General features: G+C 69.0%; 17 protein-coding genes. 10 read left to right on the forward strand and 7 right to left on the reverse strand.

From position 1 onward, the window contains the following. Positions 1-23: 23 nt before the first annotated feature. Together HW566_RS12705 and HW566_RS12710 are read right to left on the reverse strand one after the other, a co-directional pair. Positions 24-2,021 carry a DUF6541 family protein gene (locus HW566_RS12705; protein WP_178013403.1) on the reverse strand — a complete coding sequence of 666 codons (1,998 nt, stop codon included), beginning with the start codon at positions 2,019-2,021 and terminating at the stop codon, positions 24-26. 102 nt (positions 2,022-2,123) lie between these two features. After that, complete coding sequence (locus tag HW566_RS12710) at positions 2,124-4,190, reverse strand: hypothetical protein (protein ID WP_178013405.1); 2,067 nt, start codon at positions 4,188-4,190, stop codon at positions 2,124-2,126. A 92-nt stretch (positions 4,191-4,282) separates the two neighbouring features. On the opposite strand from HW566_RS12710, the gene rfbA reads away from it, so the two are divergent. The 5 genes from rfbA to HW566_RS12735 are packed head-to-tail and all read left to right on the forward strand — an operon-like array spanning position 4,283 to position 8,701. Continuing rightward, positions 4,283-5,152, forward strand: a complete 870-nt coding sequence (gene rfbA / locus HW566_RS12715; protein ID WP_178013406.1) for a glucose-1-phosphate thymidylyltransferase RfbA — start codon at positions 4,283-4,285, stop codon at positions 5,150-5,152. Beyond that, complete coding sequence (gene rfbB, locus HW566_RS12720; RefSeq protein WP_178013408.1) at positions 5,152-6,150, forward strand: dTDP-glucose 4,6-dehydratase; 999 nt, start codon at positions 5,152-5,154, stop codon at positions 6,148-6,150. Before rfbA ends, rfbB begins: the two co-directional genes overlap by 1 nt. Positions 6,151-6,155: 5 nt before the next feature. After that, complete coding sequence (locus tag HW566_RS12725; protein WP_178013410.1) at positions 6,156-7,580, forward strand: sugar nucleotide-binding protein; 1,425 nt, start codon at positions 6,156-6,158, stop codon at positions 7,578-7,580. A 3-nt stretch (positions 7,581-7,583) separates the two neighbouring features. Then, the gene (locus tag HW566_RS12730) at positions 7,584-8,327 is read left to right on the forward strand and encodes a glycosyltransferase family 2 protein (protein ID WP_178013412.1); all 744 of its coding nucleotides are present in this window, start codon (positions 7,584-7,586) and stop codon (positions 8,325-8,327) included. Further along, positions 8,324-8,701: a DUF2304 domain-containing protein gene (locus HW566_RS12735; RefSeq protein WP_178013414.1), complete on the forward strand. Its 378-nt coding sequence runs from the start codon at positions 8,324-8,326 to the stop codon at positions 8,699-8,701. The genes HW566_RS12730 and HW566_RS12735 overlap by 4 nt, the downstream gene beginning before the upstream one ends. A gap of 57 nt (positions 8,702-8,758) precedes the next feature. On the opposite strand, the gene HW566_RS12740 is transcribed toward HW566_RS12735, so the two are convergent. Next, positions 8,759-9,637 carry a glycosyltransferase family 2 protein gene (locus HW566_RS12740; RefSeq protein ID WP_178014945.1) on the reverse strand — a complete coding sequence of 293 codons (879 nt, stop codon included), beginning with the start codon at positions 9,635-9,637 and terminating at the stop codon, positions 8,759-8,761. A 68-nt stretch (positions 9,638-9,705) separates the two neighbouring features. Here HW566_RS12740 and HW566_RS12745 point away from each other — a divergent pair, with 68 nt between their 5' ends. Then, positions 9,706-10,476, forward strand: a complete 771-nt coding sequence (locus HW566_RS12745) for a glycosyltransferase (RefSeq protein ID WP_178013416.1) — start codon at positions 9,706-9,708, stop codon at positions 10,474-10,476. Here the strand turns inward: HW566_RS12745 and HW566_RS12750 are convergent. The 3 genes from HW566_RS12750 to HW566_RS12760 are packed head-to-tail and all read right to left on the reverse strand — an operon-like array spanning position 10,430 to position 13,741. Then, positions 10,430-11,443, reverse strand: coding sequence for a glycosyltransferase (locus HW566_RS12750; protein WP_178013418.1), 1,014 nt, complete (start codon positions 11,441-11,443; stop codon positions 10,430-10,432). The two genes, HW566_RS12745 and HW566_RS12750, sit on opposite strands and share 47 nt — an antisense overlap. 1 nt (position 11,444) lies before the next feature. After that, on the reverse strand, positions 11,445-12,686 hold the full coding sequence (locus tag HW566_RS12755) for a hypothetical protein (protein ID WP_178013420.1): 1,242 nt from the start codon (positions 12,684-12,686) through the stop codon (positions 11,445-11,447). Next, entirely contained in the window at positions 12,683-13,741 is a 1,059-nt protein-coding gene (locus tag HW566_RS12760; protein WP_178013422.1) for a hypothetical protein, read from the reverse strand. Before HW566_RS12760 ends, HW566_RS12755 begins: the two co-directional genes overlap by 4 nt. A 194-nt stretch (positions 13,742-13,935) precedes the next feature. On the opposite strand from HW566_RS12760, the gene glf reads away from it, so the two are divergent. From glf to HW566_RS12780, 4 genes are read left to right on the forward strand one after another with little or no spacing between them, the layout of a single operon-like run. Continuing rightward, positions 13,936-15,072, forward strand: coding sequence for a UDP-galactopyranose mutase (gene glf / locus HW566_RS12765; protein WP_178013424.1), 1,137 nt, complete (start codon positions 13,936-13,938; stop codon positions 15,070-15,072). Further along, positions 15,069-17,090 carry an acyltransferase family protein gene (locus HW566_RS12770; protein WP_178013426.1) on the forward strand — a complete coding sequence of 674 codons (2,022 nt, stop codon included), beginning with the start codon at positions 15,069-15,071 and terminating at the stop codon, positions 17,088-17,090. Before glf ends, HW566_RS12770 begins: the two co-directional genes overlap by 4 nt. Before the next feature lie 25 nt (positions 17,091-17,115). Beyond that, positions 17,116-17,907: an ABC transporter permease gene (locus HW566_RS12775; protein ID WP_178013428.1), complete on the forward strand. Its 792-nt coding sequence runs from the start codon at positions 17,116-17,118 to the stop codon at positions 17,905-17,907. Then, on the forward strand, positions 17,907-18,650 hold the full coding sequence (locus tag HW566_RS12780; protein ID WP_178013430.1) for an ABC transporter ATP-binding protein: 744 nt from the start codon (positions 17,907-17,909) through the stop codon (positions 18,648-18,650). Before HW566_RS12775 ends, HW566_RS12780 begins: the two co-directional genes overlap by 1 nt. Here HW566_RS12780 and HW566_RS12785 read toward each other — a convergent pair. After that, positions 18,632-19,603, reverse strand: a complete 972-nt coding sequence (locus tag HW566_RS12785) for a glycosyltransferase (protein WP_256728712.1) — start codon at positions 19,601-19,603, stop codon at positions 18,632-18,634. The genes HW566_RS12780 and HW566_RS12785 overlap by 19 nt on opposite strands. Between the last annotated feature and the right edge of the window lie 10 nt (positions 19,604-19,613).

The raw sequence follows: 19,613 nt of genomic DNA on the forward strand, positions 1-19,613 counted from the left end.
CGGTCCGGGCGGGCCGTTGGGCCTCAGGGCCCGGCATCCGGCTGCGGCACCGGTCCGCACGCCGTCGCCTCGTAAAGCACCGCGTCGCCGACGCGCGCGACCTCGCGGATGCCGGGAGCGTCGAAGTCCGTCAGGCCGGGCAGGTCCGCCCGACGGCCCAGCGCGTCGAGACCGGGGAAGGAGAGAGCCCAGTACGCGTTGAGCTCCTCGATGGCCTCGCAGACCGCCGGGTCGCGCCCCACCCGGTCCCACCGGGTGAGGAGCAGGTCCTCCTCGGGGCTGCGCAGACCGAAGATGTGCGGCGCGAGCGGCGTGCGATCGGAGTACACGTAGACGAGCGAGGCGCCCAGGCCCGGGTCGCCCACGACGACGCCGTCGGCGGGAACGTATGCGTCGACCTCTTCGAGCAGCTCGCGCTCCTCGGGCGAGATCAGCCGGGCGTCGTCGCTGTAGGTGTAGACGTAGCGGACGAGCGACTCGGCCTCGCGCAGCTGATTGCCCTGTGAGAGGGGCACGAAGACGACGGCGAGCACCGTGCCGACGGCCAGCGCGATGCGTGCCGGGCGCCGCAACGGCAGTCCGCGGCGGCGAGCGAGGCGTGTCGTCAGCGTCGTCGCCCCGTGGACCACCGCGAGGCCCCCCAGGACGGCCAGCGGGATCGTGGCGACCGGCATCAGCGCGGCGATGCGCGGAGTGTCGCGGTACCAGACGCCCGAGAACGCGTCGCGCAGCGGCCCGTCGGCGAAACTGGCCACGACGATGTAGAGCAGGCCGACCCCGAGGTATCCGGCCAGCAGCGGCCACCACCGGCGGGGGGAGCGGACCACGACGACGGCGCCGAGGGCCACCAGGACCGTCACCGCCCAGGTCGGAGCGAGGCCGAGCGGTGCCGACGTGACGACGGCACCGACCGATGCGGTGGTCGATTCGACGGCGCTCCACTCCGCGGCGCCCAGGTCGGGACGGGCGACGACGAACGCGGCGACGGTGCCGAGCAGGTACGCCCCGCTCACGAGCAGTCGCAGGCGACGCGCGTCGTCGTGGACGCGGACGTCCGCGACGATGCGTGCGATCACGAAGGGCGACGCGATCACGGATGCCGCGACGATCGTGCTCGGATGCGTGAGCGCCATTCCCGCCGAGACCGGAACGAGCGCGAGCACCGCGGTCCAGCGCGACTGCCCGCGTCGGCTGTCGCGCCCGAACGCCTGGATGAGGAGTGCGACGGCCACCGGGAGCATGGCGGTGGCGGTGATGAGCGGAGCCACCAAGCCCCACGACATCAGCAGCAGCGGGAAGGCGCCGAACGTGCTGCTGAGCACGCCCGCGAGCAGGATGGGCGCCGGCCGGACGCCGAAGACGCGGGTGACGAGGAAGATCATCGAGATCGGCCAGACCGCGGCCGCGATGACGAGGGCCATGGCGTTGGCGGCAGTGGGCACCGCGAAGTCGCCCAGCTGGACGACGACCGCGGTGAGATCGTGCATGGCGGCGGGGTAGAAGCCGCGAGACGCCTCGGTCAGGTTGCCGAGGGTGAGCGACGAACCCGACTGCGTCTCGGCGATGTGCTTGACCGCGTTCAGATGGAAGACGTTGTCGAACAGCTGCGCGATGTTCTCGGGCCCGCCGAACGCGCGGAGGACTCGTCGCCCGATCAGTACGGCGGGGATCGCGATCGCGGCCACGAGCACGACGACGCCGGTGACGACGCCTCCGCGTGCGCGACGAGGGCGCACGGGGGCGGCGCGCTCGGGCAGTCGGCGGCGCAGAAAGAGGCGCACGAGGAGCGCCACGACGGCGGTCACCAGGGTGGCGATCGCGAAGGTGACCGGCGTGAACGGGATGCCGATCAGGCCGGCTGCCACCGCGACCACTCCGGCGAGTCCGAAGCTGGTCGGCGCGGCGAGCCCGAGCCGGTCGAGGCCGCGCGCCCCGGCAGCCGATACGAGCACCGCTCCCGGGAGGAAGACGGTCGCGATGGTCAGGAGGATGACCGGCCAGACTCCGAACCAATCGGACATTCACGTGCTCCCTGCTGTGTTCGGACCGTCGTCGAGGGTATCGCAGGGGACCTGGGAGACCCCGCCGCGACGGACCGATCCGGCCGTGGCGGCGCCGGCCGATCAGTCGATCGCGGCCTTCTCGGCGTACGACCCCAGGAAGGCGGCGGGGAGCTGCTCGACGACGATCGGGCCGGGGCCCGCCAGGCTGCGCAGGGTCTCCAGGCTCCGGACGTGACGGATCGCGGCGCCGTCGGCCACGAAGACGCGGGCATCGCCGAACTGCGCGAAGCTGCCGTCGGACAGGTGCGGAGCGCCCGCGGCCATCGTGGCGATCATGTCCGGCGACCACGAGACGACGCGGATGGGCTTGCCGTCGGCGAGACGACGCTGCACGTCGGCATCCCGGACGTGCCGCAGCGTCGTCGTCGAGGCGGTGTAGATGCGCGAGCCACCGTTCGTGCCGATGAAGACCGGCCCCTCGACGACCTTGGACGACCACGTCAGCGCCGAGCAGATCGAGGCGGGGACCGTGGCAGGCGAGCCGGAGAAGGCGCCGGTGACGCGATTCAGGCCGCCCTCGCCGACGACGCCCGTGCGATCGCCGCAGCGCAGCATCGGAGCGAGGGTACCGACGACGCGGTGCGAGCGCAGCGTCGTGTCGGGCACCACCGCGCGGGCACTGAGCCCGGCCTCGGAGGCCAGTGCCCAGGAAGGCAGGTGCATGAGCTCGTCGCCGTATCCGGCGACGTAGACGGCCGGGGAACTCGTCTCCTTCACGAGGACGCCGGCCCCGAGCAGCGGTGCCGCCGTGCGGAACGTGTTCACGGTTGTGCGCGGCAGGACCGCGACGTAGTCACCGAGCGTGCGTCGTTCCTGGTCCCACGCGATCTGGCTGTAGATGTGGCGTCGGGAGCCGGCGTCGTATTTGAAGACCTCGGGGCCGTCGTCGGCGCGGAAGAGGTCGCCGACGGCTGCGCCGGAGCTGTAGGCGTCGAGCTGCGCGGCGGGCAGGTCGAGGTAGTTGTCCATGGCGAAGCCGTAGCGCGTCACCAGGCTCGCCGACGTGAAGTGGTGCTTCGTCCCGTCGGCCTGCAGAAGATACATCCGACCGTCCCGCGCATCCCGGGCGAGGCGGGTCATGGCGGCGCCGCGCGGGAGCTGCGCCATGCGCCCATCGCTGATCACGGCGACCGGGCCGAGGCGGGCGGTCAGGACCGACAGATCTTCCTGCGACTGCACGTGACGGCGCACACCGTTGACGACGACGTAGATCTGCGGTGCCGACGCGGTGCGGACGAGGTTGCCCTGCGCGCCCTGAGTGCTGCCGAACCAGTCCGTGAAGAACCGGAAGAAGTTCCGGTTGCCGTACGACGAGCAGCGGTCGCCCTCTCCGCTGCCGGCAGCGAGGGCCGCGCGGTTGGGCTGGTACGGCGTGTAGTAGTAGAGCCCCGAGGTGGCCTTGTTGGCGATGTATACCGGCGAGCTGCCGCAGCCGAGACTGGAGTTGGGATGGTAGAGGATGTTCCAGGTGCGACCCGGGGCGTACCAGGTGAAGTACCGTCCTTCGGCGTAGATCTGGAACTGTCGCGCTGCTCCGTAGACCTGATTCTGGAAGCCGTAGTAGCGGCTGTCGCACGCGGCGGTGTCGGGGCATCCCTGACCCATGGCGAACTGGTAGTGACCCGAACCCGGGTCGCCCCGCGTGACGAGCCTCTGCTCCTTCTGCAGGGTAACGAGCAGGACCTGCGGGTTGATGTTGCACGAGGCCGCGACCTTCGCGATGATGCGGGCCGCGCTCTCGTTGGCGGCTCCCGAGTACCCGGTGCAGTAGGAGTCCGCCGCCTTGGTCACCGTGTTCATGCGGTAGTTGCGCAGGCAGGTGTGACCCGAGGAGCATCGTTCGCCGCGCGCGTTGAGGAACGCCTGGATGTCGATCTCGCCCATCGTCGTGCGATCGAAGAACACCTCGTCGCTGATGATGTTGCCGGGGTTGAAGGTCGACATGTCGACCGCCGCGGGAACCGGGGATGCGGTCGCCGCCACCGGCGCGGTCGCCGCGGTGGTCGCTGCCGACACGTCGGTCGGCTCCGCGGCCGATGCCATTCCGGGAATGAGCGCGAGGACGAGCGCGAAGACGGTCAGCGCCGCGGCGGCGCCCGCGCGGCTGGCTCGGGATGTTGACGACACAGCACCATTGTGTCTCACAGCTGCGAAAACGCCGGGAGCGGCGGGCGGACGTGGTCCCGGGAGCCGGGGGCGCCGTGTGGCACGATTGACGGGTGAAGGGCATCATTCTCGCCGGTGGTTCGGGCACGCGACTGCATCCGATCACTCTGGGCGTCTCGAAGCAGTTGATCCCGGTGTACGACAAGCCGATGGTGTACTACCCGCTGTCGACGCTGATGCTGGCGGGGATCCGCGACATCCTGATCATCACGACGCCGCACGATGCGCCCTTCTTCGAGCGCCTGTTGGGGGACGGGTCGCAGTTCGGCATCTCGTTGACGTTCGCGCAGCAGCCCTCGCCCGACGGGTTGGCGCAGGCGTTCACGATCGGGGCGGATTTCATCGGCGACGACAAGGTCGCCCTCGTCCTGGGCGACAACCTGCTGTACGGTCCCGGGCTGGGGTCGCAGCTCAAGCGCTACTCCGACATCGACGGCGGCGCGGTGTTCGCGTACTGGGTGGGCGAGCCGTCCGCGTACGGCGTGGTGGAGTTCGACGAGGACGGCCGTGCGGTGTCGCTGGAGGAGAAGCCCGCGCAGCCCAAGAGCAACTTCGCCGTGCCGGGTCTGTACTTCTACGACAACGACGTCATCGACATCGCCCGGAACCTCGAGCCCTCCCCCCGTGGGGAGTACGAGATCACCGACATCAACAGCGCCTATCTCCAGCGCGGGAAGCTGCAGGTCGAGGTCCTCCCTCGCGGCACCGCGTGGCTGGACACGGGAACGTTCGATCAGATGACGGATGCCGCCGACTACGTCCGCACGATGGAGCGTCGCACCGGGCTGCGGATCGGGGTGCCCGAGGAGGTCGCGTGGCGGCAGGGGTTCCTCACCGACGACGAGCTGCGTGAGCGCGCGGTCAAATTGGTGAAGTCCGGGTACGGCACGTACCTGCTGGAGATTCTGGAGAGGGGACGCTGATGGGAACGCTTCTCGTGACCGGCGGTGCCGGGTTCATCGGTTCGAATTTCGTTCACCACGTGATCGAGCACACCGATCACTCGGTGATCGTGCTCGACAAGCTCACGTACGCCGGCAACGCCGCCTCGCTCGCGGGACTGCCCGAGGACCGGGTGCGGCTGGTCGAAGGCGACATCGCCGACGCAGCGCTCGTGGACGAGCTGTTCGGGCAGGTCGACGCGATCGTGCACTATGCCGCGGAGTCGCACAACGACAACTCCCTTCATGATCCGCGTCCGTTCCTGGACACCAACATCATCGGCACGTACACGCTGCTCGAGGCCGCACGCAAGCACGACAAGCGGTTCCACCACATCTCCACCGACGAGGTGTACGGCGACCTGGAGCTGGATGACCCGGCACGCTTCACCGAGTCCACCCCGTACAACCCGTCCTCGCCCTACAGCAGCACCAAGGCAGGCTCCGACCTGCTCGTGCGCGCGTGGGTGCGATCATTCGGGGTGAAGGCCACGATCAGCAACTGCTCCAACAACTACGGCCCCTACCAGCACGTCGAGAAGTTCATCCCTCGTCAGATCACCAACGTCCTGCGCGGCATCCGCCCCAAGCTCTACGGCAAGGGCGAGAATGTGCGCGACTGGATCCATGCCGACGACCACTCCTCGGCCGTGCTGACGATCCTCGACAAGGGCGTCATCGGCGAGACTTATCTGATCGGCGCGGACGGCGAGAAGGACAACAAGTCCGTTGTCGAGCTCATCCTCGCTCTCAGCGGCCAGCCCACCGATGCGTACGACCACGTCACCGACCGTGCCGGGCACGACATGCGCTACGCGATCGACTCCACCAAGCTCCGCACCGAGCTCGGCTGGACCCCGAGGTACCAGGACTTCGAAGCCGGCCTGAAAGCCACCATCGACTGGTACCGCGACAACGAGGCCTGGTGGGCGCCGGCCAAGGACGGCGTCGAAGCCTTCTACGCCTCGAAGGGACAGTGACGCCGGTGGGCATCGAGTTCGGCAAGAAGCTCACGGTGACCGAGACGCCCATCCCGGGCCTCGTCGTCCTCGACCTCCCCGTCCACGGCGACTCACGCGGCTGGTTCAAGGAGAACTGGCAGCGAGAGAAGATGACCGCCACCGGGATCGATCTGCCCGACTTCGGTCCCGTGCAGAACAACATCTCCTTCAACGACGCCGTCGGCACGACCCGCGGCATCCACGCCGAGCCGTGGGACAAATACGTCTCCGTCGCCACGGGTCGGATCTTCGGCGCCTGGGTCGACCTCCGCGAGGGGCCCACGTTCGGCGCCGTTTACACCACGGAACTCGACGCCTCCCGCGCGATCTTCGTGCCGCGCGGTGTGGGCAACTCGTACCAGACCCTCGAGGCCGATACGGCGTACACCTACCTCGTCAACGATCACTGGTCACCCGATGCGACGTACACGTTCCTGAACCTCGCCGACGAGACGGCGGCGGTCGACTGGCCGATCCCGCTCGATCAGGTCGAGATCAGCGAGAAGGACAAGAACCACCCTCGACTGTCGGATGTCGTCCCGATGCCGCCCCAGCGCATCCTCGTGACCGGCGCGAAGGGGCAGCTCGGCCGTGCGCTCCGTGCCGAATTCGGTGACCATTCGTGGATCGAGTACGCCGGACGGGACGAACTCGACCTCACCTCGCCTGACCTCGCCTCGGCTCGTCGCTGGAGGGATTACAGCACGATCATCAATGCGGCCGCGTACACGAAGGTCGACCTCGCCGAGACGCCCGAGGGTCGCGTGGATGCATGGGCCGCGAACGTCACCGCGGTGGCCGCGCTCGCGCGCATCGCGACCGCGAACGGCATCACCCTGGTGCATGTCTCGAGCGACTACGTGTTCGATGGAACGAAGGATGGCGCTTACACCGAGGACGACCCGGTGTCGCCGCTCGGCGTCTACGGCCAGACGAAGGCCGCAGGGGATGCCGTCGTCTCCGTCGTTCCTCGGCACTACATCGTCCGCACCAGCTGGGTGATCGGCGACGGCAAAAACTTCGTCCGCACGATGGCGTCGCTCGCCGAACGCGGCATCGATCCGAAGGTCGTCGACGACCAGATCGGGCGTTTGACGTTCACCGACGACATCGCCCGCGGTATCCGTCACCTCCTCGACACGCACGCCGAGTCCGGGGTCTACAACCTCACCGGATCGGGGGAAGCCCGAACCTGGGATCGGCTGGCCGCCCGAGTGTTCGAGCTGAGCGGCCAGGAGGCTTCGCGGGTCTCGCCCGTGAGCACGGACGAGTACTTCGCCGCAGCAAAAGGTCCGGTGGCGCCGCGCCCGCGGAGCAGCGTGCTGGCGCTCGACAAGCTCGGCCGTGCCGGGTTGGTGACAGCGGACTCCGACGACCACCTCGCGACGTACGTCGCCTCGGAGCGCTGAGAGATGCCGGCGGTGTCACCCGAGCGCGTCGCGGTCCTCGTGCCGGCGTGGAATGAAGCCCAGGGCGTTGCGGTCACGATCCGCGAGATCCAGGCGGTCAGCTCGAACTATGACGTCATCGTCATCGACGACGGCTCCCTCGACGAGACGGAGAGCGTGGCGCGGAATGCGGGAGCCGTCGTACTGCCTCTGCCGTTCAACCTCGGCGTGGGCGGCGCCATGCGCACGGGATTCACTTACGCCCAGCGGCGGGGGTACCGCAGAGCCATCCAGGTCGACGCCGACGGTCAGCACAATCCGAGCGAGATCGAGTCGGTCCTGTCGGGTCTGGAGTACGCGGACATCTCGATCGGTGCCCGCTTCGCGGAGGTCGGCGACTACTCGGTGCGCGGTCCCCGCCGGTGGGCGATGGTGGCTCTGGCGGCTGTGCTCTCGCGTGTTGCGAAGGTGCGGCTGACCGACGTCACGAGCGGCTTCCGTGCCGCCGGGGAGCGTGCGATCGCGCAGTACGTGCAGTACTACCCGGCCGAGTACCTGGGGGACACCATCGACTCGCTCGTCGCTGCCCTACACGCGGGACTACGCGTCACACAAGTTCCCGTCGCGATGCGACCCCGCCAGCACGGGACGCCGAGCCAGGGGGCGCTCGGATCGACGATCTACCTGTTCCGGTCGGTCTTCGCGCTAGCGCTCGCCATCGTGCGTCCCAAACCCCGAGCCTTCCGCGAGAGAGGAACCCGGCCGTGATCGTCGTCCTGGGCGTTGTGTTCTCACTGGCGCTCCTCGCGATCGTCGTCCGACTGCTCATTCTGAGACGAATCCGCGAGAAGTACGCGGTGCTCTGGCTGGTGCTCGGCGTGATCGTCCTCGTGCTCGGGGTCTTCCCCGGAGTCCTCGAGGCCGCGACCGATGCGCTCGGCGTCGAACTGCCGGTCAACCTGCTCTTCGCGACCGCGCTCGCGGTGCTGCTGGGTGTTGCCCTGCACCTGTCGTGGGAACTGTCGATGAGTGAGGACGAGACCCGGAGACTCGCCGAGGACGTCGCGATCCTCAGCGCCCGGCTCGACGCGCTCGAAGCCGATCAGCGGATCGATCCGCCGCGGTCCACCGGCACGGAATGACGGATGCGGCGACCCGGTCGAGACCCGGTCACCGCATCCGTGAGCGTCGGCGCGACGTCAGCGCAGCAGATGCCGCAGCAGGGCCGACGGAGAGCCGGCTTCCTTGCGCACCGCGCGGGGGAGCAACGAGGCGGCGTTGAGCCGCGAGGTCAGGTGGAGCCGGGCCGTTCGGGCGGCACGACGCCACCCGAGCGCGTCGAAGCTCGCCGCCTCCTCCAAGAAGAACCGCCGCTCCTCGTCGAATCGGCGGCCGTCGAGAGCGCGCACCGAGGAATCGGACTGCGAGTGGCGACGGTACTCGAACACGACCTCGGGAAGGACCGCCATGGTTCCTCCGGCTTTGACGATATCGAGGATGAGCGCGAGATCCTGGACGACGTCGAGCCCGTTGCGGAACCCGATGCCGCGGACCCGCTCGGTGCGCCACGCGAGCGAGGGGAAGTATGCCCAGTCGCCCCGCATGAGGCTCGCGGCGACGGGCTCGCCCGCAAGGGCGCCCCCACCCGCCGGGACGCGCGGCGCGAGGACGGCCTTGACGCGATCCACCAGCGGCTGGACGATCCGGCCATGCTCGTCGATGACCCGCACGCCGGGCTGGATGATGTCGGCGGGGAATCGGCCGATGGCCGAGACGACCGCCTTGAGGTAATCGGGCAGCATGACGTCGTCGGCGCCCATCATGACGAACCACTCCGCCTCGACGAGCTCGACCGCCTTGCGGTAGTTGCCGTTGGCTCCGAGGTTCTGCTCGTTGCGCAGGTAAGTGACCCGCGGGTCATCGAGGGAGGCGAACCATCGCTGCGGCTCGGGATCGGGGTAGCCGTCGTCGAGCACCACGAGCCGGAAGTCCTCGTAGGTCTGCTGCAGAACGCTTCGAGCCGCCAGCTTCATCTGGTCCACGTCGCCGTAGTAGGGCAGCATGACATCGATCTTCAGGGGCACAGGGGATCTCCAAGCCGGGGCAGCGGTCGACTAATATCCTAGTTCGTGAACGGAGGTCACCCATGTCCAGTCAGGCCGCCTCTCGCGCGGTGACGGTCTCCGTTTGCATGGCGACGTACAACGGCGAGAAATACGTCCGCGAGCAGATCGAGTCGATCCTGCCTCAGCTCGGTCCTCACGACGAGCTGGTGATCGTCGACGACGCGTCGCGCGACACCACCGTCGCGATCATCCGCGCCCTGGACGATACGCGCATCGTCGTCCACGAGTCGCCGCGGAATCAGGGCTATGTTCGCGCATTCGAGCGGGCGATCTCCGTCGCGCGCGGCGACGTGATCTTCCTCAGCGATCAGGACGACATCTGGCGGCCCGGTCGCGTGGACCGCATGGTCGAGGCCCTGCGCGACTCCCTTCTCGTGGTGTCCAACTTCGCCGCGTTCGGCGGCTCGTTGACGCCTGTCCAGGCGCGTCGGCTGCATGGTACGACGCCGCGCCGCTGGCTCGCCAACGTCTTCTGGGTGTGGACGGGCCTCCGTCCCTACTACGGATGCTGCATGGCCTTCCGGCGCGAGCTCGTGGACCAGTTGCTGCCCTTCCCGGCATACGTCACCGAGACGCACGACCAGTGGATCGGATACGTCGGCAACGCAAACCGGGGCGTCGTGCATCTCACCGAGGACACGATCGATCGTCGGGTGCATGCGTCGAACGCCTCGGCGCGCGGCAACCGTCCGGTGCGCGTGGTGCTCGGTGCCCGCGTCGCGATGGCGCGCGCCGCAGCTGAGGCTATGCGACGTTCTCGGCGGCGCGGTCGGATCCGCGCCGCATCCTGACGAGCGCTCCGGCGACGCCGCCCGCGAGGTATTCCAGGGCGGAACGGTACGAGACCTGTCCGCGCACGGCCATCTGGATCACGGCGCGGGCGGTGCGCGTGTCTCGGCGTCCCGCGCCGTAAAGACGTCGCGCGCGTTCCGCGGTGGGGTTGCCGGGCAGTCGCGTCGCCAGAGCCTCGGCCATGGTCTCGCGCCAACCGGCGCCGACCCGATAGGTGGCCCGCAGGACGCCTGCGACGCCGCCCGACCCCTCGAACCGCTCGGCGATCGAGCGAGCGGTGCGGATCGAGCGGCGTAGCGAGACGCCGCCGGTCGACTCGCCGATGACGTTGTTGCCGTGCTGCACGTAGTCCTGAACGACCTCGTCGACGACGCGGGCGCCGCCGACCGCCGCCCCGCACACGGCGATCCAGTGATCGTGCACCTCGGCGGGGGTCGCGAGGCGGGGGAAGGGCAGTGCCACCCGGAGCGCCGCCGGGAGGAAGACCATCTGACCACCGGTGAACTGGTTGTCGAGGAAGAACGCGAGCGGAGCGGTGTCCTTGCGCGCGGTCGTCGGCGCGACCACGCGCCCTTCGGGGTAGGTCACCACTCGAGCCTGCCCCGCGACCACCGTCGCGCGTGCGAGATGGGGCACGAGGGTCGCGAGCTTCGCGGGGTACCAGTAGTCGTCCTGGTCGGACAGTGCGATCCAGGCGGCGTCCGCCGGCACGGCGGACAGCCCGCGCTCGAAATTGCCGTAGAAGCCGGATCGGTCCTCGAAGCCGATGACACGGAAACGTTCGTCCTCGCCGACGATGTCGTGTACGAGCCTCTCGACGTCCGCGGGCTCGCCGTCCGCACTGATGAGGCAGACGAAGTCCTCGAGCGTCTGCGCCTGGATCGACAGCAGCTGCCGGCGGAGAAGCTCGGGGTCCGGCCGGTAGGCGGCCAGGACGACGTGGCCTCGGGATGCGTCGGATGCCATGTCAGTCCCTTTCGTCGTTCGCGCGCGTGTCGGATGCCGCGCGGTCGGCGCGACGTACGGCGAGGTAGCCCACGACCTGCACCGCCACCACGATGAATTCGGAGAGGGCGAACGCCGCGGCTGCCCCCGGGGCACCCCCCAGGGCGGTGCCGAGCACGATGAGCGGGACGCCGACGGCCGCGCCGACGAACGTGCTCCGCGTGACCCAGCGGATCGCGCCGAGGGGGGTCAGCAGGAGGCGCCCGAAAGCCGAGTTCACCGCGATCGCGAAGAACGTGGCGCCGATGCCCACCGAGGTGAGCGCGTCGATTGCGACCCGCTGCCCGAAGACGACGGTCGTCGCCCAGGGTCCGAGCAGGCCGATGCCCAGTGCGCCCACGACGCCGATGCCGCCGAGGATGTACGTGCCGCGCCAACCGCGCGCCCGGATGACCGCGCGGTCCGCGTCCTCGGAGACCCACCCCTGCACGGCGTTCGTCGCGGCGACGATCGCGGTGAGGGCTGCCTTGAGCACCTTGTCGGCGACGACGTAGACGGCGACGACCGACGTCGTGCCCGCGATGGAGACGATTGCCACCGTGCCGGCGCTGTAGACGCCCGCTGCGACGACTGCGAGAGCGGGCTGGATGTCGTCGCGCAGCGAACGGAACCCGACCCGGACCGAGCCGCGCGGCGGTCGCGCCGCGCGGCGTGCGCAGAACCACACGATGCCCCCGAGCGTCACGGTCAGCATGACGACCGGGTACCAGATCACCGGGGCGCCGGCGAGGACGAGGGCGGCCGAGAGCAGAGCGCCCGCGAGACGGGGGAGAAGGTCGTAGATCGCGATGGCCCGCGGCTCGCTGCGGCCGATGAGGAACCACGAGGGCGAGAGGCCGGCGGCGCCCACGGCCGCCATCGCCGCCACCGCGAGCCCGGCGGAGCCGCTGGGCGCCAGGAGCGCCGTGAGCAGGGCCGCCGGCACCGCCGCCACGACGGCCACGATGCTGCGCGAGACGAGACTTATTGTGAAGAGCTCGCGTGCGCGCGCGTCGTCGAGCGCCGCGACACGCGACGGGCCCACGAGAGGCCACCCGTAGCCGATGACGAGCGCGACCACGGCTCCGACGGACTCTCCGATGCCGACGGCCGCCCATGCGGACTCGTCACCCCGCGAGATCACGGGGAGGATCGCGAACGGGATCGCCAGGGAGAGGAACGGAAGGAGCGCGAGGCCCCCGAAGCGCCTGACGGCAGCGATCATCGCGCCGGCAGGATCGGAGTGTCGTCCGCCCAGCGTCCGTCGAGGAGAACCCCGGCCACCTCGCCGTCAAAACGCTCGCGATCGCCGTCGATCCACCGTCGGTATGGGGCCTGCTCGGCGGCCGCCTGCGCGGGCGCGGCGAGCACCGTCTCGAGCGCGGCGGCCGCGTCGGCGGCGAACGCATCGGTCACGGCCACCTTGTGCTGCCACGGGAGCGGGGTATCGGCCCAGAAGGCGCCGGCCCCGCGGCGTGCGAGGACCGAGACCGCGCCGAGGAGTGCCGCTTCCCGCGGCATCCGGTCGCGGCCGGGGTGGAATCCGGGATCGAAGTACGCCGCGGACGAGTGCAGTGCGTGGGCCACTCCCTCCGGCGTCATGCCGGTGAGCGGGATCCACTCAACGTCTGCGAGGTGGGGGCCGAGGAGGTCCGGCACCCAGCTCGCCTTCTTGGGGTTGAACGCGACGGCGCGCCGACGTTCGGTGGCCGTGCTCAGCTCCGCATCGATGCTCGCGCGGGGGATGTAGTCGCTCACGAGCGCGGCGTCGACGTCCGCCTCGATGCGCAGGAAGCTCCGGGCGTACTCGGATTGCGCGAGATGGTGCATGGGGCGCAGCTCGCTGCGGCGGAAGGTGCGCGCGAGCAGATGCCGGTAGGTCGAGGCGAGACGGTTCGGCTCCCAGGCCCGGTGCGCCACGCCGATGCGCCGAGCGAACGCGCGGTCGGCGTACTCCTGTCGCGAGTAGAAGGGCACCGAGTAGTCGATACTCAGCCACCAGCACGCGGTGCCGGCGCGGTTCACAGCGGACAATCGGTGCACAGCGCTCTCGGGAGCGATCACGAGCGACTCGGGGTGGTCGACGATCGCCGCCTCCGGGGCGTCGTAGTGCTCGTACGCGTCGACCCGGGGGGCGTGGCGCGTCGACTCGAGCGGTACGAGCGAGGCATCGGCGCCCTGGCGTCGCAGCGAGTCCACGAGCTGGTGGAGGGCCTCGGGGCCTCCCGTTCGCTGCCCCCGCGGGTAGAGAACGAAGATACGTTCGTATACGCGTTGCATCACGGCCTTCTGGGGGTCACTTCGAGCGGGCGTCGGTCGATCCTATCGCGGCCGGTGTTGCGGGCATGCCGAACGCTGTCGGCGTTCATTCACGTACGCCTGAGTAGAATCGCGGGGTTGTGTTCCGCCCGCGTCGGCGGCGCCGGGCTGGATCATCCGCCCCGTGGCCGGTCGCGCACACAGAAAGTGCTCTCATGGATCTCCTCATCGTCGGCTCCGGTTTCTTCGGCCTCACCATCGCCGAGCGCGCCGCCGCCGCGGGCCGCAAGGTCACGGTCATCGATCGGCGCCACCACATCGGTGGGAACGCCTACACCGAGAACGAGCCGACGACCGGCATCGAGGTGCACAAGTACGGAGCTCACCTGTTCCACACCTCGAACCCCACGGTCTGGGAGTACGCCAACCGCTTCACCGAGTTCACGAGCTACGTGCACCGCGTCTACACGACCCACAAGGGCGTCGTGTACCCGCTGCCCATCAACCTGGGGACGATCAACCAGTTCTTCCAGGCCGCGTACACGCCCGGTGAGGCGCGTGCCCTGATCCAGGAGCTCGCGGGCGAGTTCGACCCGAAGCAGGCGCAGAACCTCGAGGAGCGCGCGATCGGCCTGATCGGGCGGCCGCTCTACGAGGCGTTCATCCGCGATTACACCGCGAAGCAGTGGCAGACCGACCCGAAGGAGCTCCCGGCGGAGATCATCTCGCGGCTCCCGGTTCGTTACACCTACGACAACCGCTACTTCAACGACACGTGGGAAGGGCTGCCCGTCGAAGGCTACACCGCGTGGCTCGAGCGCATGGCCGACCACCCCAACATCGATGTGAAGCTGAACGCCGACTTCTTCGACGAGTCGCAGCCGCTGAACAAGAGGGCGACCGTCGGTCAGGTGCCGATCGTCTACACGGGCCCGGTCGACCGCTACTTCGACTACACCGCGGGCGAGCTGTCGTGGCGCACGCTCGACTTCGAGCAGGACGTCCTCGACATCCCCGACTTCCAGGGCACGAGCGTCATGAACTACGCCGATGCCGAAGCGCCCTACACGCGCATCCACGAGTTCAAGCACTTCCACCCCGAGCGCGCCGATCGGTACCCGACCGATAAGACCGTCATCGTCCGGGAGTACTCCCGCTTCGCCACCCGAGCCGATGAGCCGTACTACCCGGTCAACACGGCCGAGGACCGGTCGGGTCTGCTGGCCTACCGCGACCTCGCCAAGGGTGAGCAGGACGTCCACTTCGGCGGTCGTCTCGGCACCTATCAGTACCTCGACATGCACATGGCGATCGGCTCGGCGCTGTCGATGTGGAACAACCAGCTGGTGTGAGTCAGGTCGAACTCCCGCGGCGAACGCGTCGGCGGCCCGCTGCCACGGAGTGGCGCGCAGACATCGACGGTCTGCGCGCTTTCGCGATCGTCCTGGTCGTGGTCTACCACGTGTGGCTCGGACGGGTTTCCGGCGGGGTCGACGTCTTCCTCCTCGTCTCGGCGTACTTCCTCACGGCATCCTTCCTCCGCCGGTCGGACGGTCTCCGGCCGAGCGATCTCCCGGTCTTCTGGTTCCGGCGCTTCGCGCGGCTGCTGCCGGCGGCCGCCGTCACGATCTTCGCGGTGCTGGGGTTCACCGCGGCCGCGCTTCCCGGGTCGCAGTGGCGAACCGTGTGGAGCCAGTCGTGGGCCTCGCTGTTCTATGTCCAGAACCGCGAGCTCGCCGACAGCTCCGTCGACTACTACGCACGTACCGAGACGTTCCCCAGCATCCTGCAGCACTTCTGGTCGCTCTCGGTGCAAGGCCAGGTGTTCTTGCTGTGGCCCGTGATCATCCTCGTATCCGTGCTGATCGCGCGCGCCCTCCGACGATCGGCACGGCTCGTCCTGGGCGTCGTCTTCGCGGCCGTGTTCGTCGTCTCGTTCCTGTATTCGACCTGGCTCGTGGGAGCCGACCAGCAGGTGGCCTACTTCAGCACGCCCGCCCGGCTGTGGGAGTTCGCACTCGGCTCTCTCGCCGCTCTTCTGCTCCCGTCCCTCCGTCTGCCGCGGTGGGCGGCCGCCGCCCTGGGCTGGGGCGGCATCGTCGCCCTCGTCACGTGCGGCATCGTGCTCGACGTCGGGGCCGGCTTCCCCGGCGTCGCCGCGCTGTGGCCGACCCTCGCGGCGATGGCCATCATCGCGGCCGGGCAGACCGAGAAGCCCGCGGCGGCGTCGTCCGCCCGCTTCCTGGCCTCGCGCCCCCTCGCCGCAGTCGGGAAGATCGCGTACTCGCTCTACCTTGTCCACTGGCCGATCCTCATCGGTTACATGACCATCACGGATTCGACCGACGTAGGAATCGGCGGCGGCGTCGTCGTGATCGCGCTCTCGGTCGCTGCAGCATTCGTTCTGCATCGCGCGGTCGAGCAGCCCGCGGGACGCATGATGGCGGGCGTGCGGCGGAATGCGGCGCTCATGTCCGCAGCCGTGCTCCTGGTCGCCGTGCCACTGGGCAGCTGGCAGCTGGCCGACAGCGTGCGCGCCGCGACGGCGAACCCTGAGAACAATCCGGGCGCGGCGGTCCTCATGCCGTGGCTCGGTGCCATCGCCGCCGACGACGCTCCCGTCGTGCCTACGAGTACGCAGCTCGATGACGAATGGGTCGAGGTCGGCCGGAGCTGCACCGGATCCCGCATCCCCGACCAGCCGCTCGTTGCAGAGAGCTGTCTGGAGAACGACGTCGTCGAGGGTGCGCCGACGCTGCTGATCCTCGGCGACTCGCACGCTCAGCAGTGGATCGGTATGTTCCTCCCGATCCTCGACGAGGCGAACTGGAATCTGGTCGCGGTCATGAAGGGCGGCTGCGCCTTCGCGCCGGGCGAGGCCGGTGACGAGGACTGCGTCGCCTGGCGAACCGAGGCGGCCGAGTACGCGGAGGCTGCGGACGTCGACGTCGTGGCGGTCGTCGGGACGAAAGCCATCTCGATGTCGCCCGAGGAGCGCGTCCCGTACGGGCTCGACACCGTCGTGGACTCAATCGCGGCGTCGGGGTCGCAGGTCATCCTGCTTCGCGACAATCCCCGCTTCGACTTCGACATGTACCGCTGCTGGGAGGCCGAGGGATCGGAGTCGTGCGCCGTCCCCGTCGGCGATGTGCTCGCCGCCGAGAACCCGGCACAGGCGCTGACCCGCGAGGGGTCGGTCTTCGCCCTCGACCTCACCGAGTACATCTGCCCCGACGGCCTCTGCAACCCCGTCGTGGGCAACGTGGCCGTCTTCCTCGACGACAATCACCTCACCGGCACCTACGCGGCCACCCTGGCTCCGGCGGGCATCGCGGCGCTCCGCGAGATGCCCGGCGTCCCGCTCGGGTGATGGCGCGACGCATAGGATCGGAATCGTGAGTTCTGCCGTCGTCGGCGCCCCCGGATCGCCCCGGCGCTACTTCCACTCGTTGTGGCTGCTGTCGGCGCGCGACCTGCGGGTGCGCTACTCCACGAGTGCTCTGGGCTACCTGTGGTCGGTCCTGGATCCCCTCGTGATGAGCGGGATCTACTGGTTCGTCTTCACCCGGGTGTTCCAGCGGGACGTCGGGGAGAACCCTTACATCGTGTTCCTCATCACCGCGCTGCTGCCCTGGGTGTGGTTCAACTCGGCGGTCACCGACTTCACCAGGGCCTTCAACAAGGACGCACGCCTGGTGCGGTCGACGTCGATCCCGAGGTCGATCTGGGTCGGGCGGATCGTGCTGAGCAAGGGTATCGAGTTCGTCTTCTCGATGCCGGTGCTCGCGATGTTCGCGATCGTCGGTGGTGCGACCGTCAGCTGGGCGCTGCTGCTCTTCCCCGTCGCCGTGCTGTTGCAGGCGATCCTGCTCGTCGGCCTGGGTCTCATCGTGGCGCCGCTCTGCGTGTTGTGGGGAGACCTCGAGCGCACGACGCGTCTGATCCTGCGCGCGCTCTTCTACGCGTCGCCCATCATCTACGGCGTCGCCGATCTACCGGGACTGGCCCGTGAGGTGGGCGCCTTCAACCCGCTCGCCGGCATCTTCACGCTGTACCGGGTCGGGTTCTTCCCCGACCAGTGGGACACGCTGTCGGTCATCGTCGGCGCCGTGTCGAGCGTGCTCGTGTTCGTGCTCGGTGTGCTGGTGTTCCGCCGTCTCGAGCGTCCCGTGCTGAAGGAGCTGTGATGGAGCCTCTGGCGATCGAGGTGCGAGACCTGGGCGTGCGCTTCCGCCGCAACCGGCGCGGGCGCCGCAACCTCAAGGACCTCTTCGGCGGCGCGTCGCGGCGGAGCCGGCCGGGGGAGTTCTGGGCGCTGCGTCATGTGTCGTTCGACGTCGCGCCGGGCGAGTCGATCGGCGTGGTCGGACGCAACGGGCAGGGGAAGTCGACCCTCCTCAAACTCGTCGCCGGCGTGCTGCTCTCGGACGAGGGGGCGGTCGACGTCAACGGGGGCGTGGCGCCGCTGATCGAGATCACCGGCGGCTTCGTCGGCGATCTCACCGTCCGCGAGAACGTGCGCCTGACGGCAGGACTGCACGGGATGCCGAAGGCCGAGGTCAACCGGCGGTTCGACGGCATCATCGACTTCGCCGAGATCGGCGATTTCGTCGACACGCCCTACAAGCACCTCTCGAACGGGATGAAGGTGCGACTGGCCTTCTCGGTGGTGTCGCAGCTCGACGAGCCGATCCTGCTCGTCGACGAGGTGCTCGCCGTCGGCGACCGCGCCTTCCGCGCCAAGTGCTACCGCCGCATCGACGAGCTGCTGGCCGAGGGGCGCACCCTGTTCTTCGTCAGTCACAACGAGAAGGATCTCCGGCGCTTCTGCACCCGCGGCCTCTACCTCGACAAGGGCGCGTTGGTCCTCGACGCCCCGATCGCCGAGGTGCTGGACCGTTACAACGAGGACTACAACAGCGGCGGCTGATCGATCAGCGGCTGCATGGGTCGCCACGATCGGTCGCGCGCGATGCGCCCGCCGTCGCGGAGGCCGCGGAAGAGGTTCGACGTGCCGCGCACGGTGCGTTCGACGAAGAAGAGGCGGATGAGCTCCTTCATGAAGGTCAGCGTCGTGCCCAGCCCGAACAGGACCCGGTTGTAGACGCCCTTCGTCCGGTAGTACTGCTTGATGTGCGCGCGGTTGCGCATGATGTAGTACCGGTAGGCGTCGCTCGAGGCGTTCATGTGCCGGATGCCCATGTCCCACTGCCGGATCTCGCGCGTGCGCCGCAGGACGAACTCGTCGACGATCACGGACGTTGTGATGCGCGACGCGAGCCAGCCGTAGAGCTGGTCGTCCCAGTAGATGAAGAACCGCGGGTCGGGCAGTCCGATGCGGGCCACGATGTCGCGGTGGATGAACATGCCCTCGAAGCAGCCGGAGTTCATCTCCTTGTAACCGGCGGCGCCGAACCCGGCCGGAGCGAAGGGGATGGGGATGCCCATGCGCTCGGCGATGCGGTACTGCCAGTAGAACTCGCTGCCGTCGTAGTCGTAGCGACGGCCCTGGATGCTGCGGAACCGCGGGGCCCAGCGGCCCATCTTCGCGAGGCCGTCGGGCAGCACCTCGACGTCGTCGTCCATCAGCCAGATCCACTCGGAGCCCAGCTCGTACGCCACGCGGACACCCTCGCTGAAGCCGCCGGAGCCGCCGGTGTTGGTCGCGAGCCGGCGGTAGACGAGCTCGGTGCCGATCCGGTCGCGGAAAGAGTCCACGACGGCGGTCGTGTCGTCGGTCGAGGCGTTGTCGATGATCACCACGCGGCCGGGTCGCGGGTCCATGCCGACGATGCTCTCGAGCAGCCGCGACAGGAGCGCGGAGCGGTTGAATGTGACGACGGCGATGGTTGCCGATGTCGGGTCGAAAACCTGCGCGCTCACCGGCACGATC

Origin of the sequence: Microbacterium oleivorans, from assembly GCF_013389665.1 — a bacterium.
GTDB classification, from domain to species: Bacteria; Actinomycetota; Actinomycetes; order Actinomycetales; family Microbacteriaceae; genus Microbacterium; species Microbacterium oleivorans_C.